This window comes from Mycetocola sp. JXN-3 (genome assembly GCF_014522285.1).
GTDB classification, from domain to species: Bacteria; Actinomycetota; Actinomycetes; order Actinomycetales; family Microbacteriaceae; genus Mycetocola; species Mycetocola saprophilus.
Window position 1 is genome coordinate 2,484,406 of sequence record NZ_CP041635.1, and the last position, 12,325, is coordinate 2,496,730.

Below are 12,325 nucleotides of genomic sequence, written 5' to 3' on the forward strand. Positions count from 1 at the left end.
CTGATTTTTAGTAATACTACAGACAAATCGATGTCCGGCACGAATTATTGGGCTTAATTCGGCAATCTCGCCCAAATGCGCACGTTCACATTCTTAATTATGTAGTATTACTACCAAATCCACCCACCTAGGAGAACAATGAGCATCAGCTTAGATATTCCGGTTCCGCTTCGGGTCCACCCCAATGGGGACCTCACCGGCAACACCCGTCGCTACGAGAAGTTCCTCGGCGACATGGCCGGGGTCTACCGCGACGACGCGGCCTATCGGGCGGCAGTGGAAAAGCACGGCGCCGACACCCTGGTGTACTCGGTCGAGGAGCACCGCTACTCCGATGCGGAGGGTGCGCTGGTGATCGGCACCAGCACGCTACTGCCCGGAACCTATGGAACCGAGTTTGCGGTGACCCGCGGCCACATCCACGCGGTTGAGAACCGCGCCGAACTGTACTACTGCCTGGCCGGCCACGGCGTCATGCTGCTGGAGACCATCGACGGTCAGAGCGCCGCGGTCGAGCTGACCCCGGGCGAGGCCGTGAACGTGCCCGGACACTGGATCCACCGCTCGATCAACGTGGGCACCGAACCCTTTGTCACCCTCTTTACCTATGCGGCCGACGCCGGCCAGGACTACGCGATCATCGGCGACGCCGCCGGGATGAAGGAGCTCGTGGTCACCGACGGACGCGGCGGCTGGGCGAGCGTGCCCAACCCCGAGCACACCGGCTACCGCGTGGGCGTGAACGCATGAGCACGCGGGTAGCCGACGCAGGAGCCGCGGCGAACGCACAGAAGACCTCCGCGGACTCCCCCACGGATCCCTTCGCCCTGCTGAGCGAGTTCGGGATCGTCCCCGTGGTCGAAATCCCCGAGGCGCGCTTCGCGATTCCGCTGGCGCGCGCCCTGGCCGAAGCCGGACTCACCACGATCGAGGTGACCATGCGCACCCCCGACGCTCTGGAGTCCATCCGCCAGATCGCCACCGAACTCCCCGAGTTCCACGTGGGTGTGGGCACCCTGTTCACCCCGGCCAACGTGATTGACGCACAGGCCGCCGGGGCCCGGTTCGGCGTCTCCCCCGGCTATACGCCGCTGCTCGGCCGGACCGCCCGCGAGGCGGGTCTGCCGCTGATTCCCGGGGCCGCAACCGCCTCGGAGATCATGGCCGCGGTCGAGGACGGCTTCGACACCGTCAAGTTCTTCCCCGCCGAACTCAACGGCGGAGCCAAGGCCCTCTCGGCCCTGCTGGCACCGCTCGCCGCCTCGAGCCTGCGCCACGTGATGCCCACCGGCGGCGTGACCCCGGACAACCTCGGCGACTACCTGCGCATCCCGCGCGTGATCGCCGCCGGCGGCACCTGGATCGCCCCGCGAGCGCTGATCCAGGCCGGCGAATTCGACACCATCCGTGACAACGCCGCGCGCGCCCTCACCCTGGCCCGCGCGCTCCTCCGCGATAAGGACACCACCAAATGAGCGCCCCCGTTACCCTCACCGCCGACACCCTGATCCCGGCCACCGCCCCCACGATGTACTTCATCGGGGTGACCACCGGGTCCTCCTCGATCCGCCAGGTGTTCCCGCTGTGGGCCGCCGAACTCGGACTCGGCGACGCCGTGCTGGTGGGCATCGACCTGCCGCTGCACGCTCCCGCCGAGCAGTATCGACGCGTGGTCGAGTTCATCAAAAACGATCCGCTCAGCCGCGGTGCCCTGGTCACCACGCATAAGCTCGACCTGTTTGCCGCCGCCCGCGACCTCTTTGATGAGGAGGATCCGCTGGCGACCCTGATGAACGAGATTTCCAGTATCTCCAAGCGGGATGGCCGTCTGATCGCCCACGCTAAGGACCCGATCTCCTCGGGCCTCGCCCTCGACGCGTTCCTCTCCCCCGCGCACCTCACCCGGTACAACCCCGACGTATTTGTGATCGGGGCGGGTGGATCGGCCATCGCGATCTCCTGGTATCTGTCCCGGACCGAGCGGGCCGCGCACCCGCGCGAGATCATCGTGGCCAACCGCAGTCAGCAGCGCCTGGACGATCTGGCCGAGGTCTTGGCCGCCTCGAATCCGCGGGTCCCGGTGACCGTGCGGCTGACCCCGAAGCCCGAGCTGAGTGACGCGATCGTCGCCGATCTGCCGGCGGGCTCGGTCATCATCAATGCGACCGGCCTCGGCAAGGACGCCCCCGGATCCCCGCTGACAAACGCGGTGGTGTTCCCTCAGGACGCGATCGTCTGGGACCTCAACTACCGCGGCGACCTGATCTTCCTCGACCAGGCTCGCGCCCAGGATCCCGCGCTGAATGTCACGGTGGTTGACGGCTGGGTGTACTTCCTGCACGGCTGGACCCAGGTCATCGCCGAGGTCTTCGATGTCACCATTCCCACCTCGGGTCCGAGCTTTGACGAGCTCTCCCGCCTGGCTTCGAGCACCAAGGGCTAGCGCGATGCCCGGAAAGATTCTGGTCACCCCGCGCTCGCTGACCGCCGAGGACGCGGCAACCCATCCGCTGCTGGAACCGCTGCGCGCGGCCGGATTCGAGATCGTCTCGGGCCCGGCCGGGCGCCAGCCCGACGCCGCCGAGCTGCGCGACCTGGTGGGCGATATCGACGGCTGGATCGCCGGGGTGGAACCCATCGACGCCGAGATTCTGGCGGCCGCCGGAAACCTCCGGGTGATCAGCCGCAACGGTGCCGGGGCCGATGCGATCGACCTCGCCGCGGCTACCGCCCGGGGCATCCGGGTCGAGACCGCACGCGGGGCCAACGCCCGCGGCGTGGCCGAACTCGCGCTGGGCCTGATCCTCGGGTCGCTGCGCCAGATCCCCGCCGCCAACACCCTGCTGCACGAGGGCGGATGGGCGCGCTCGCGCGGACGGGAGGTCGCCGAGGTGACCGTCGGCATCGTCGGGTTCGGGGCGATCGGTCGCCACGTGGCCGCCACGATCCTTCAGCTGGGTGGGCGCGTGGTCGCCTTTGATCCGTTTGTGACCGAGGCGCCCGAGGGCGTGGAGCTGGTGAACCTGGCCACCCTGTTCCGGGTGTCCAACGTGGTGACGCTGCACGCGCCCCCGCCCGCCGACGGGACCGCGCTGGTCGGCCGCGATCAGCTCGCGCTGCTGCCCACCGGGAGCGTGCTGATCAACACAGCCCGCTCGGCGCTGGTGGATCACGCGGCGGTGCTGGACGCCTACGCCGACGGGACCCTGACCGCCTACGCGGTGGATGCGTTCGCGACCGAACCCCCGGTCCTGGACGCGGTGCTCTCGCACCCGCAGACCCTGCTCACCCCGCATATCGGCGCGTTTACCGGGGCGAGCACTCGGCGCGCCGCCGAGGCCGCCGTGGAGAACCTCCTTGCCGCGCTCACCGGGCAATAGCACTAGGATGCATAGGATGGAGAGCACCTCGCAAACATCACTCTTTGAGCGTCTGAAAGAGTCTCTCGATTCTCTGCGTAAGTCCGAACGCAAGGTCGCCGAACTGGTCACCGAGGATCCCACCTTCGTGATGGAATCCTCGATGTCCGCGGTGGCCGCCCGGGCCGGGGTATCCGAGCCCACGGTCATGCGCTTTTGCACGGGACTCGGCTTCGACGGGTTCCAGGCCTTCAAGCTGGCCCTCGCCCAGGCGCTGATCCTCGGGGTTCCCTCGGTGGAATCGGCGATGAACCGGGGCGACTCGGTGGCCGAGCTGGCAAGCAAGATCTTCGATCAGACGATCTCCAGCATCGACCGATCGCGTCGTTTCCTCGACCCGGATCAGATGGAGCAGGCGGTGACCGCGATCCTCGGCTCGCGCGCGCTGGTGTTCATCGGCCTCTCGGCCTCGGGTTTGATCGCCCAGGATGCGCTGCAAAAGGCGCAGCTGTTCGGGATTCCCTGCAGCGCCCCGAGCGACACCCACCAGCAGTTCATGGCCGCGGCGATGACCGATCCCGAGACCACGTTTGTGGTCATCTCCAACACCGGGCGCACCCGCTCGACCATGCGGGTGGCCGAGATGGCACGCTCGCGCGGTGCCACGGTGATCGGCATCAGCGGGGATGATGACACCCCGATGATGCGGGTGTGTGACGTCAAGATCGTGGCCAAAACCTTTGAAAACACGGATATCTACACGCCCACGGTCAGCCGGCTGGCGGGACTCGTGGTGATCGATATCCTCTCGACCGCGGTGTCGCTACGCCGCGGCGAGGCCCACTTTGCCGACTTCGAGGCGATGAAGGCGGGCCTGGCCGGCTACGCCCGAATGAGCGATCGCGAAACCGATTCGGGTTCCGCCTCGTTCGACTAGGGAGCCGACACAAACGGGCCGCGAAGCACACGCTTCGCGGCCCGTTTTTTCGTGCATTCAGGCGCGGAATCGGCCGATCGGGCGACCAGTCGAGCGCGGTGGGATGAGCCGGCGCGGCGGCGCGTGGTGGGTTAGCCCAGCTCGGCCAGCTCCGCGGCGCTCGGTGGACTAGCCCAGCTCGGCCAGCTCCGCCGCGCTCAGAAAATAGGGCTCATATTCGGTACCGGCAAAGTGCTCCCGCATGATCGTGGTCCAGCGCACCACCGAGGTCAGCGGACGGTGGTTGATGATGATCTGCTGAGCCTGTCCGGCCGCGTTGAAGTTGATCACCACGACGCTGCCGATCGGGTTGCCGCGGAAGGTTGCGGTGTAATCTTCGACGAACCCGTTGTCGCCGTAGGGGCCCACAAAGGTGAACTCCTGATAGTCGTAGAGGGTGCGCGCAAAGCCGAGAATGGTGCGCACGGCCTCGGGGCCGCGCAGGATGCCGTTGAGAACCGAGGCCTCCAGGGTCACGTCCTCGGCGAGGTTGCCTAACCATTCGGGGGTGTAGTCGGTGCGGTGGGTGGCGGGGTCTCCCGAGCCAAGATAGCTGGTCATGATGATGTCCTTCGGGGGTTAGTGGTCAAAGAGGCGCAGGGCCGAGAGCCAGGTCGTGTAGGCGTTCACCCGTTTGGGATAGCGCGCGGTCAGGGCGGTGAAGAATTCCAGCCGCGTCGTGGCGGTGCCCAGGATGTCCTCGGCGTCGCGCAGGTAGCGGCGAGTCTCGGCCACGTTCACTGGGGAATCATCCCGGGAGGCGTCCTTGTGTCCGGCAATCGTCGCAGCCGGATTCAGCGCCTCCACGGCATCCAGCGCGCGGTGCCAGGCTTCGAAGCCGCCGTTTCTGGCCTCGGCGAGGTAGAGGTGCACGTTGTTGTAAACGATGTCGCCGCCCACCACCAGGTCCAGGGCGGGGACGTGCAGCACCGTGGTGTCATCCATGTCCGAGTGCCCCACGGCAATCGAGTGCAGGCGCTCCCCTTCGAGCTCGATGCCCGCCGCGGGTGCCGGCTCAACCGGGAATCGGATCGGGGTGGGCAGCTGCTCGGGGAAGAGGGTTGCCCACAGCGCGCCGGGGGTGCCGTCGGCGGTCTCGGCCAGGATGCGCGCGGTCGCCGCCTCGCCCGCGTAGACCCGCGCCTCGGGGAAGCGTTCGAGGAGTCGGGCGGTGCCCAGCCAGTGATCGGCGTGGGCGTGGGTGATATAGATTGCGACCAGGCGGCGCTGATGGGCGGCGATCCAGTCGGCCAGCGTCTCGGTCTGGTCGGCGGTAATCGGCGGGTCAACCAGGACCGCATCACGTTCCCCGAAGATCAGGGTGTGCGTCAGCGGCGACCAGTTGGGCTGCTCGCCGCCGGGGAGCGGGGCACCGGTGATCGGTGCCAGCCCCGATACCAGGGTGTCAAAGCGCAGGGTGCCACTCATCGGGTCACCTCGCACATCAGGGGGTTTATGGTTCGCGACATTTTCGCTCCTCTCATCGGCACCCTCGGTGCCCATGACAGAAGCGTACGCTTTTTACCTATGTCAGGCAATCGGTGCGCAATTTTCCCCAGAAACGCTCAGAAACCTAGGCGACGATGACCTCGATCCCCTCGGACCGCAGCTGCTCCAGGACATCGAGTGGGGCCGAATCATCGGTCACCACCACGTCGACCTCGCGCAGCGAGCAGGTGATCGACATCGCCGAGCGGCCAAACTTGGACCCCTCGGCGATCAGGACCACGCGCCGCCCCGAGGCGAGCATCGCCCGCTTCGCCGCCGCATCCTCCAGGTCGTGGGCCGTGACACCCTCATCGAGGGAGGCCCCGCAGCAGCTCAGGAACACCGTGTCAAACCGCAGACCGCGCAGGGATTGCTCCACGAGCGGCCCCACGATCGCCCCCTCGTCGGGATTCACGGCACCGCCGGGTAGCAGGATGCGAGCGGACGGGCTTCCCGCCAAAACCGTGAGGGCCTGCACGCTAAAGGGCATGATCGTGAGCCGACGATTCACCAGCTGCCGGGCCAGCTCGGCCCCCGTGGTGCCGCTATCCACGCACACGGCCTCACCATCCACCACGAGGGCGGCGGCGGCGATCGCGATACGCTCCTTGGCTGCCGAGGACTCCAGCTTGCGCATCGCAAACGGCATCCCCTCCCCGCGCATGCGCACGCTCACCGCGCCTCCGCGTACCCGGCGCAGGATGCCCGCCTGGGCAAGCTGGTCGAGGTCGCGACGCACGGTCACCTCGGACACCGAAAAGCGCGAGGCCACCTCGGTGACATCCACGCGTCCGCGGGCCTGCAGGGTTTCCAAAATGGCCTCATGCCGGGTGTTTCCGCTCATGAGCCAAAGATACACCCAAAATGTTCGTTTGAAAGGTTTTGTGATCAAACCCGACGGATTCCCCCATGCGCAATCGCCGAAATCCGGGACTTCGACATCTCGGTTACGAACATTTGACTTGTTCGTATGAAGATATATGATGATTGATCGATCGCATTTTGTGATCGGGAAGGACGGCAACCGCCGATGACAACACACCTGCTTGTGGACTATGGCGAGGTAATCTGCGTGGCCCAACCCGCACTCGCCGCCGCCGGAATGGCTGCCCTGGTGGGCATGGCCCCCGGCGACTTTCACGAACGCTACTGGCGCTTCCGCGAGGAGTACGATCGCGGACGGCACGCCCACGAGTACTGGGCCGAGGTGCTGGGCCGCCCCTCCTCCGCCGAGGAACTCGCCGAGCTGCGCCGCCTGGATCTGGCCGGCAACATCCGCCTCAACTTCGACACCCTCGAAGCCCTGCGGGATGCCCACCGCCGCGGCGCCCGCCTCACCCTGCTCTCCAACGCCCCGCAGGACCTCGCCGATGCCGTGAGCAGATTCGCGACGATGCGGGAGATCTTCTCGCTCATGCTGTTCAGCTGCGAGCTACGCATGGTCAAACCCGGGACGCGGATCTTTGAAACCGCTCTGGCCGTGACCGAAACCACGCCGCAGGAAACCCTGTTCATCGATGACCGCCGCGAGAACATCGAGACCGCGATCACCCTGGGCCTGCAGACCCACCATTTCACCGGCGCCGACCGGCTGGACGCCGACCTGGCCGGAATCGATTTTGGCCAGGCTCGCACCGAGCGTCGCCCCTGGCCGCTGTCCATTCTGCGAAACCAAACATCACCCAGCTGACACCTTTGGCATCCGCACCCCGCCTGATGCTAGTGTGCCGCAGTGTAGACGCGTCATCCGGGCATCCCCCCGACCCTCGACCGAACGACGAAAGCCCTCGTGAAAAAGACTCAGACTTCCCAGCCCACCCCCGAGGTACGCCGCGCGCGGATCGCCGTGGCGGTCCTGTTCCTCACCAACGGCGCGCTGTTTGCCAACGTGGTGCCGCGCTACCCCGGCATCAAGGCCGACCTCGCGCTGGATAATGCCGCCTATGGCCTGGCGATCGCCGCGTTCCCCGCCGGGGCGATCATCGCCGGGCTGGCCGCCGCCACGATCATCCGCCGACTGGGTTCGGCCCGGGCCGCGGCAATCGGAACCATCCTGACCGCCCTGGGCACGATCCTGGTGGGCTTCTCCCCCACGTTCCCGCTGTTTGCCGCCGCGTTGTTTTTTGCCGGGGCGATGGACTCGATCACCGATGTGGGCCAGAACACGCACGGCCTGCGGGTGCAGCGCCGATTCGGGCGCTCGATCATCAACTCGTTCCACGCGGTGTGGTCGATCGGCGCGGTGCTGGGTGGCGGCATGGCCGCCGGGGCGATCGCCCTGGGCCTGCCGCGCTCGGTGCACCTGACCATCTCCGGCATCCTGTTCTCGGTGGTCGCGATCATCGCGCTACGCTTCTGCCTGCCCGGCAAGGACGAGGATGCGGGCCTGGTGGCCAACCCGGTGGGCGAGGAAACCGCCTCCAAGCTGCGCTCGGCGCTCAGCCCGCGCCTGATCTTTATGGTGGTGGCGCTCGTGGTGATCGCGATTGCCGGAACCCTGGTGGAGGATGCCGGGTCCACCTGGGCCGCCGTGTACCTGGGGAACAACCTCGGTGCCCCGGCGGCGATTGCCGCCACCGGCTTTGTCGCGCTCGTGGGGGCCCAGTTCATCGGACGCCTGCTGGGCGACCGCCTGGTTGACCGCTTCGGCCAGCGCAACGTCGCCCGGGTGGGTGGCCTGATCACCGCGATCGGCATGGGCACCGCCCTCGCCTTTCCGAGCATTCCCGGGACGATCGCCGGATTCGCCGCCGCCGGATTCGGTGTCGCGACACTCGTCCCCGCGGCCATGCAGCAGGCCGACGAGCTCCCCGGACTGCGCGCCGGAACCGGCGTGACCGTGGTGTCCTGGCTGATGCGCCTGGGCTTCCTGGTCTCGCCGCCGCTTGTGGGCCTGATCGCCGACAACTCCTCGCTGCGCTTCGGCCTGCTGGTGGTTCCGATTGCCGGAATCCTGGCGTTTGCCCTGTCCGGCGTCCTGAGCAACACCAGGAAGTCTGCCGAACCGGCCGCCTAGTCGCCCGCCGCACACGCCACTGCCCGCACACCCCGAGGTGTGCGGGCAGTGGCGTTTAGTTTTTGCGGGACCCTACTCGCTCGGGCGGCAATCCAGCAGCACCTTGCCCAGGTGGGTGCCGGTGTCGAAGTGGGCATGGGCGGCGGCCACCTCGGCGAGCGGATAGATCGAGTCGGTGACCGGGCGCACCTGGCCCGATTCCAGCAGCGGCAAAACGATCCGGCGCACGGCGTCCATGATCTCGGTTTTCTCGGCCACGGATCGATCCCGCAGCGTGGTTGCCGAAACGCTCGCCTTCTTGGTCATCAGCGCGCCGAAGTCGAGTTCACCACGCGCGCCACCCTGCACGGCAATGGTCACGATCCGGCCGCCGCGGCGCAGAGCCTGGACGTTGCGCTCGAGGTAGCTTCCACCCACGGTGTCGAGGATGACATCGGCCCCGCCGTGCTCGGCCATGACCTCGGCAAAGTCCTGCTCGCGGTAGTTGATCAGGATCCGCGCCCCCAGCAGTCGCGCCTGTTCCAACTTGGCGGTGCTGCTCGCGGTGACCGCGACGACGCCACCCAGGGCGTGCACCAGCTGGATCGCGAAGACCCCGATGCCGCCGGTCGCGCCGTGGATGAGCACGGTCTCTCCGGGCTGGAATCTGCCCACCAGATTGAGGTTGGAGACCACGGTGGCGGCCACCTCGGGGATCCCGGCGGCGTGCACCGGATCGATCCGCTCGGGGATCGGCAGCACCTGCCCCACCGGCACACTCACAAATTCGGCGTATCCGCCGCTGGCCAGCAGGGCCATGACCGGCTCGCCGACCGACGGGGCCCGCTCATCATCGGCGACGCCCTCGCCCAGCGCGGCCACGCTTCCGGAGACCTCGAGTCCCAGGATGTCAGTGGCCCCCGCCGGCACGCGGTAGTGCCCCTCGCGCTGCAGGGTGTCGGCGCGGTTGAGCCCGGCCGCCAGCACCCGAATCAGGACCTCGCCGGGCCCGGGTGTGGGGCGCTCGGTCTCGGTCGCGGTCAAAACCTCGGGACCGCCAGGGCGATCAGCGTGAACTGCAAGCATGGTGTCCTCTCCCGCCGCGAGACTTCCGCGGCCACTCCCGTCAGCCTACGCCCGACGCCCGCGACACCACGAGCCGAAATCACCCCTTGCACATTTGGTACTTAACGTTACTATGTACTAGTAGATAGCAACACTGAGTACCGAGAGGATGCCGATGGCCAAGCTGATGACCGAGATGCTGAAGGGCACGCTGGAGGGCATCGTGCTGGCGATCCTCACCGAGAAACCCGCCTACGGGTATGAGATCACCGCGCGGCTGCGCGATGAGGGGTTCACCGAGATCGCCGAGGGCACGATCTATGCTCTGCTGGTGCGGATCGAACAGAAGGGGCTCGTCGATATCGAAAAGCGCCCCTCCGAGAAGGGTCCGCCCCGCAAGGTGTTCACGCTCAATGCGAGCGGGCACACCTACCTCGAAGAATTCTGGACCGCCTGGACTTTCCTGTCCGGGCGGCTCGACCACCTCCGCAACGACTAAGGGACAGGAACATGTTTGTATCAAAAATGATCGATGAGAAAAAGCGTTACCGCACCTATAAGGCCCGCACCGCCGCCCTCCCGCAGCCGTACCGGGCCAGCATCGATGCGCTGGAGCGCTACCTGATGTACTTCGGTCCGGGCAAGGGTTCCGAGCTGATGCTCATGCTGGAGGACCTGGCCGACCTGTTTGAGACCGCGGCCGCCGACGGTACCCCGGTCGCCGCGATCGTGGGCGAGGACCCGGTCGAATTCGCCGAGGCCTTCCGACTCAACTACCCGGTGGGCGACTGGATCATCCGCGAGCGCGAACGCCTCACCCGGGCCATCACCGAGGCAACCGCCAACTAGTCGGGAACCACGAAACGCCCGCCGTTGACTGATCAACGGCGGGCGTTCCGTGCGGTCGGCGCTAGTCCTGATCGGTCCAGCCCGCGGGCAGGGTGACCAGGGATTCGGCCAGCTCGGAGCCGTCGTCGGCGACCACGGGCTGCGGGGTCGCGGCGACAAACTCCAGGCGGATGCCGTTCAGGTCGCGCTTCTCGGTGAACCAGAGGATCGGGCGGCCGCCCTCATCCAGCGATTCACCGTCGTGGCCGATGCCGGCCTCGGCGAGCTCCGCCATCTTCGACTCGACCTCGGGGTAGTCGAGGAAGCCGAAGTGGTGGAAGCCCTCGCCCTCCTTGGCCGAGTGGGTGCCCTCGCCGTGAAACTCCATCAGCTCGATGAAGGGCGGACCCTCGGCCGAGAAGGAAATCCGGGCGTCGTGCGGGTGCGGGGTTGCGTCGCTGTGGTCGCGCCAGCGCTCGGTACGGTAGCGGCCGATCGGGCCGAAGGTGTAGCCGGTGGCCTTTTCCCAGGCCACGATCGACTCCTCCAGGTTTTCCACCAGGATGCCGATGTGATCGATCAGGCGGGGTGTCTTGGTCATGATTCTCCTTTGAATATGAGGGGCTATTTGACGATGCCGAGGCGGGAGCGGTCGATCGTCAGCACCACGGCGCCGATGATGACCGCACCGTAGATGATCTGCTCGTATGCCGGGTCGATGCCGATCGCATTCAGGCCCACGCGCAGCACCACGATGATCAGCGCACCCACCAGGGTCTTCAGCGGGCCACCCACACCACCGGTGATCGCGTTGCCACCGATGACCACGGCCGCAATAGCGGGCAGCATCAGGGTGTCACCGAGCGAGGGTCCACCCGAGTACTGGCTCGAAGCCAGCACCACACCGGCGAGGCCCGAGAACAGGCCACACAGCGCGAACGCGAGAATACGGTAGGCGCGGGTCGGGTTACCCGACATCAGCAGGGCGTTCTCGGCGAGGCCCATGGTGTGCAGGGCGCGACCGCGGTTGAGAACCCGGATCGCCACCGAGATGAGGATCGCCAGCAGGATCGCCAGCAGCGCCGACACCGGCAGTCCGGCGATCCGCATGTCCGTGACCCAGCCGATCACGTCATAGTTGGCGGAGATGCGGATAGTCGAGGCCGAGGAGAGCGTGAGCGCCACACCGGTCCACAGGCCCATCGCGCCGAGCGACACGATGAAGGACGGGATCTGCGCAAACGCCACCACGGTTCCGGTGAGCACGCCGGTCAGGCAGGCGAGGATCGGGACGAGGATCAGGGCGCCGATCCCCATGTCCGGGAGCCACAGCGCCAGGAGCACGGTGCTCAGCGAGGACACCACGGCAAAGGACAGGTCGATCCCGCCGGTTAGGATCACGAAGGTCTGGCCGATCGCCAGCAGCAGGATCGGCGCCATGCTCTCCAGCAGGCCACGCACGCTGGCGATGCTCAGGAAGTTGGGCTGCTGGGTCAGCACCAGCAGCACCAGGACGATCAGCACCAGCAGGGGGAAGACCGCGATGATCCGGTCCTTCACGGTGACGCCGGAGGCCGCCGCCTGGCGCGGGCGGGTCGGGGTGAGTATCGCCAT

15 protein-coding genes are annotated in these 12,325 nt (G+C 67.0%); 9 read left to right on the forward strand and 6 right to left on the reverse strand.

The features are described from left to right. Positions 1-138: 138 nt before the first annotated feature. The 5 genes from C7C57_RS11295 to C7C57_RS11315 are packed head-to-tail and all read left to right on the forward strand — an operon-like array spanning position 139 to position 4,296. Positions 139-750, forward strand: a complete 612-nt coding sequence (locus C7C57_RS11295) for a glucose-6-phosphate isomerase family protein (RefSeq protein ID WP_187976500.1) — start codon at positions 139-141, stop codon at positions 748-750. Next, positions 747-1,475 (forward strand): bifunctional 4-hydroxy-2-oxoglutarate aldolase/2-dehydro-3-deoxy-phosphogluconate aldolase, encoded by a 729-nt coding sequence (eda, locus tag C7C57_RS11300; RefSeq protein ID WP_187976501.1) that lies wholly within the window; start codon positions 747-749, stop codon positions 1,473-1,475. The genes C7C57_RS11295 and eda overlap by 4 nt, the downstream gene beginning before the upstream one ends. Then, positions 1,472-2,443: a shikimate dehydrogenase gene (locus C7C57_RS11305; RefSeq protein WP_187976502.1), complete on the forward strand. Its 972-nt coding sequence runs from the start codon at positions 1,472-1,474 to the stop codon at positions 2,441-2,443. Before eda ends, C7C57_RS11305 begins: the two co-directional genes overlap by 4 nt. A 4-nt stretch (positions 2,444-2,447) precedes the next feature. Further along, positions 2,448-3,380 carry an NAD(P)-dependent oxidoreductase gene (locus C7C57_RS11310; protein WP_187976503.1) on the forward strand — a complete coding sequence of 311 codons (933 nt, stop codon included), beginning with the start codon at positions 2,448-2,450 and terminating at the stop codon, positions 3,378-3,380. A 16-nt stretch (positions 3,381-3,396) separates the two neighbouring features. Continuing rightward, positions 3,397-4,296, forward strand: coding sequence for a MurR/RpiR family transcriptional regulator (locus C7C57_RS11315; RefSeq protein WP_162178470.1), 900 nt, complete (start codon positions 3,397-3,399; stop codon positions 4,294-4,296). A 168-nt stretch (positions 4,297-4,464) separates the two neighbouring features. On the opposite strand, the gene C7C57_RS11320 is transcribed toward C7C57_RS11315, so the two are convergent. From C7C57_RS11320 to C7C57_RS11330, 3 genes are all read right to left on the reverse strand, one after another. Then, complete coding sequence (locus tag C7C57_RS11320) at positions 4,465-4,896, reverse strand: hypothetical protein (RefSeq protein WP_187976504.1); 432 nt, start codon at positions 4,894-4,896, stop codon at positions 4,465-4,467. An 18-nt stretch (positions 4,897-4,914) separates the two neighbouring features. Further along, a complete protein-coding gene (locus C7C57_RS11325; protein ID WP_187976505.1) occupies positions 4,915-5,763 on the reverse strand; it encodes an MBL fold metallo-hydrolase in 849 nt (282 codons plus the stop codon). Positions 5,764-5,908: 145 nt separating this feature from the next. Continuing rightward, complete coding sequence (locus C7C57_RS11330; protein WP_187976506.1) at positions 5,909-6,667, reverse strand: DeoR/GlpR family DNA-binding transcription regulator; 759 nt, start codon at positions 6,665-6,667, stop codon at positions 5,909-5,911. Between the two features lie 186 nt (positions 6,668-6,853). On the opposite strand from C7C57_RS11330, the gene C7C57_RS11335 reads away from it, so the two are divergent. Then, positions 6,854-7,513, forward strand: coding sequence for an HAD family phosphatase (locus C7C57_RS11335; protein ID WP_187976507.1), 660 nt, complete (start codon positions 6,854-6,856; stop codon positions 7,511-7,513). A gap of 99 nt (positions 7,514-7,612) precedes the next feature. Then, entirely contained in the window at positions 7,613-8,839 is a 1,227-nt protein-coding gene (locus tag C7C57_RS11340) for an MFS transporter (RefSeq protein WP_187976508.1), read from the forward strand. 72 nt (positions 8,840-8,911) lie between these two features. Here C7C57_RS11340 and C7C57_RS11345 read toward each other — a convergent pair whose 3' ends face one another. Then, complete coding sequence (locus tag C7C57_RS11345) at positions 8,912-9,904, reverse strand: NAD(P)H-quinone oxidoreductase (protein WP_187976509.1); 993 nt, start codon at positions 9,902-9,904, stop codon at positions 8,912-8,914. 154 nt (positions 9,905-10,058) lie between these two features. On the opposite strand from C7C57_RS11345, the gene C7C57_RS11350 reads away from it, so the two are divergent. Together C7C57_RS11350 and C7C57_RS11355 are read left to right on the forward strand one after the other, a co-directional pair. Next, on the forward strand, positions 10,059-10,382 hold the full coding sequence (locus C7C57_RS11350) for a PadR family transcriptional regulator (RefSeq protein ID WP_187976510.1): 324 nt from the start codon (positions 10,059-10,061) through the stop codon (positions 10,380-10,382). 11 nt (positions 10,383-10,393) lie between these two features. Continuing rightward, on the forward strand, positions 10,394-10,732 hold the full coding sequence (locus C7C57_RS11355; protein ID WP_187976511.1) for a DUF1048 domain-containing protein: 339 nt from the start codon (positions 10,394-10,396) through the stop codon (positions 10,730-10,732). Between the two features lie 61 nt (positions 10,733-10,793). Here the strand turns inward: C7C57_RS11355 and C7C57_RS11360 are convergent, their stop codons facing one another. Further along, complete coding sequence (locus C7C57_RS11360) at positions 10,794-11,312, reverse strand: VOC family protein (RefSeq protein WP_187976512.1); 519 nt, start codon at positions 11,310-11,312, stop codon at positions 10,794-10,796. 23 nt (positions 11,313-11,335) lie between these two features. Beyond that, the gene (locus C7C57_RS11365) at positions 11,336-12,325 is read right to left on the reverse strand and encodes an ABC transporter permease (protein WP_187976513.1); all 990 of its coding nucleotides are present in this window, start codon (positions 12,323-12,325) and stop codon (positions 11,336-11,338) included.

Coding starts and splice junctions, on each gene's coding strand:
- C7C57_RS11295 (WP_187976500.1), top strand. CDS start 139: ATGAGCATCAGCTTAGATATTCCGGTTCCGCTTCGGGTCCACCCCAAT.
- C7C57_RS11365 (WP_187976513.1), bottom strand. CDS start 12,325: ATGGCGATACTCACCCCGACCCGCCCGCGCCAGGCGGCGGCCTCCGGC.
- C7C57_RS11305 (WP_187976502.1), top strand. CDS start 1,472: ATGAGCGCCCCCGTTACCCTCACCGCCGACACCCTGATCCCGGCCACC.
- C7C57_RS11335 (WP_187976507.1), top strand. CDS start 6,854: ATGACAACACACCTGCTTGTGGACTATGGCGAGGTAATCTGCGTGGCC.
- C7C57_RS11330 (WP_187976506.1), bottom strand. CDS start 6,667: ATGAGCGGAAACACCCGGCATGAGGCCATTTTGGAAACCCTGCAGGCC.
- C7C57_RS11310 (WP_187976503.1), top strand. CDS start 2,448: ATGCCCGGAAAGATTCTGGTCACCCCGCGCTCGCTGACCGCCGAGGAC.
- C7C57_RS11315 (WP_162178470.1), top strand. CDS start 3,397: ATGGAGAGCACCTCGCAAACATCACTCTTTGAGCGTCTGAAAGAGTCT.
- C7C57_RS11355 (WP_187976511.1), top strand. CDS start 10,394: ATGTTTGTATCAAAAATGATCGATGAGAAAAAGCGTTACCGCACCTAT.
- C7C57_RS11320 (WP_187976504.1), bottom strand. CDS start 4,896: ATGACCAGCTATCTTGGCTCGGGAGACCCCGCCACCCACCGCACCGAC.
- C7C57_RS11350 (WP_187976510.1), top strand. CDS start 10,059: ATGGCCAAGCTGATGACCGAGATGCTGAAGGGCACGCTGGAGGGCATC.
- C7C57_RS11360 (WP_187976512.1), bottom strand. CDS start 11,312: ATGACCAAGACACCCCGCCTGATCGATCACATCGGCATCCTGGTGGAA.
- C7C57_RS11345 (WP_187976509.1), bottom strand. CDS start 9,904: ATGCTTGCAGTTCACGCTGATCGCCCTGGCGGTCCCGAGGTTTTGACC.
- C7C57_RS11325 (WP_187976505.1), bottom strand. CDS start 5,763: ATGAGTGGCACCCTGCGCTTTGACACCCTGGTATCGGGGCTGGCACCG.
- eda (WP_187976501.1), top strand. CDS start 747: ATGAGCACGCGGGTAGCCGACGCAGGAGCCGCGGCGAACGCACAGAAG.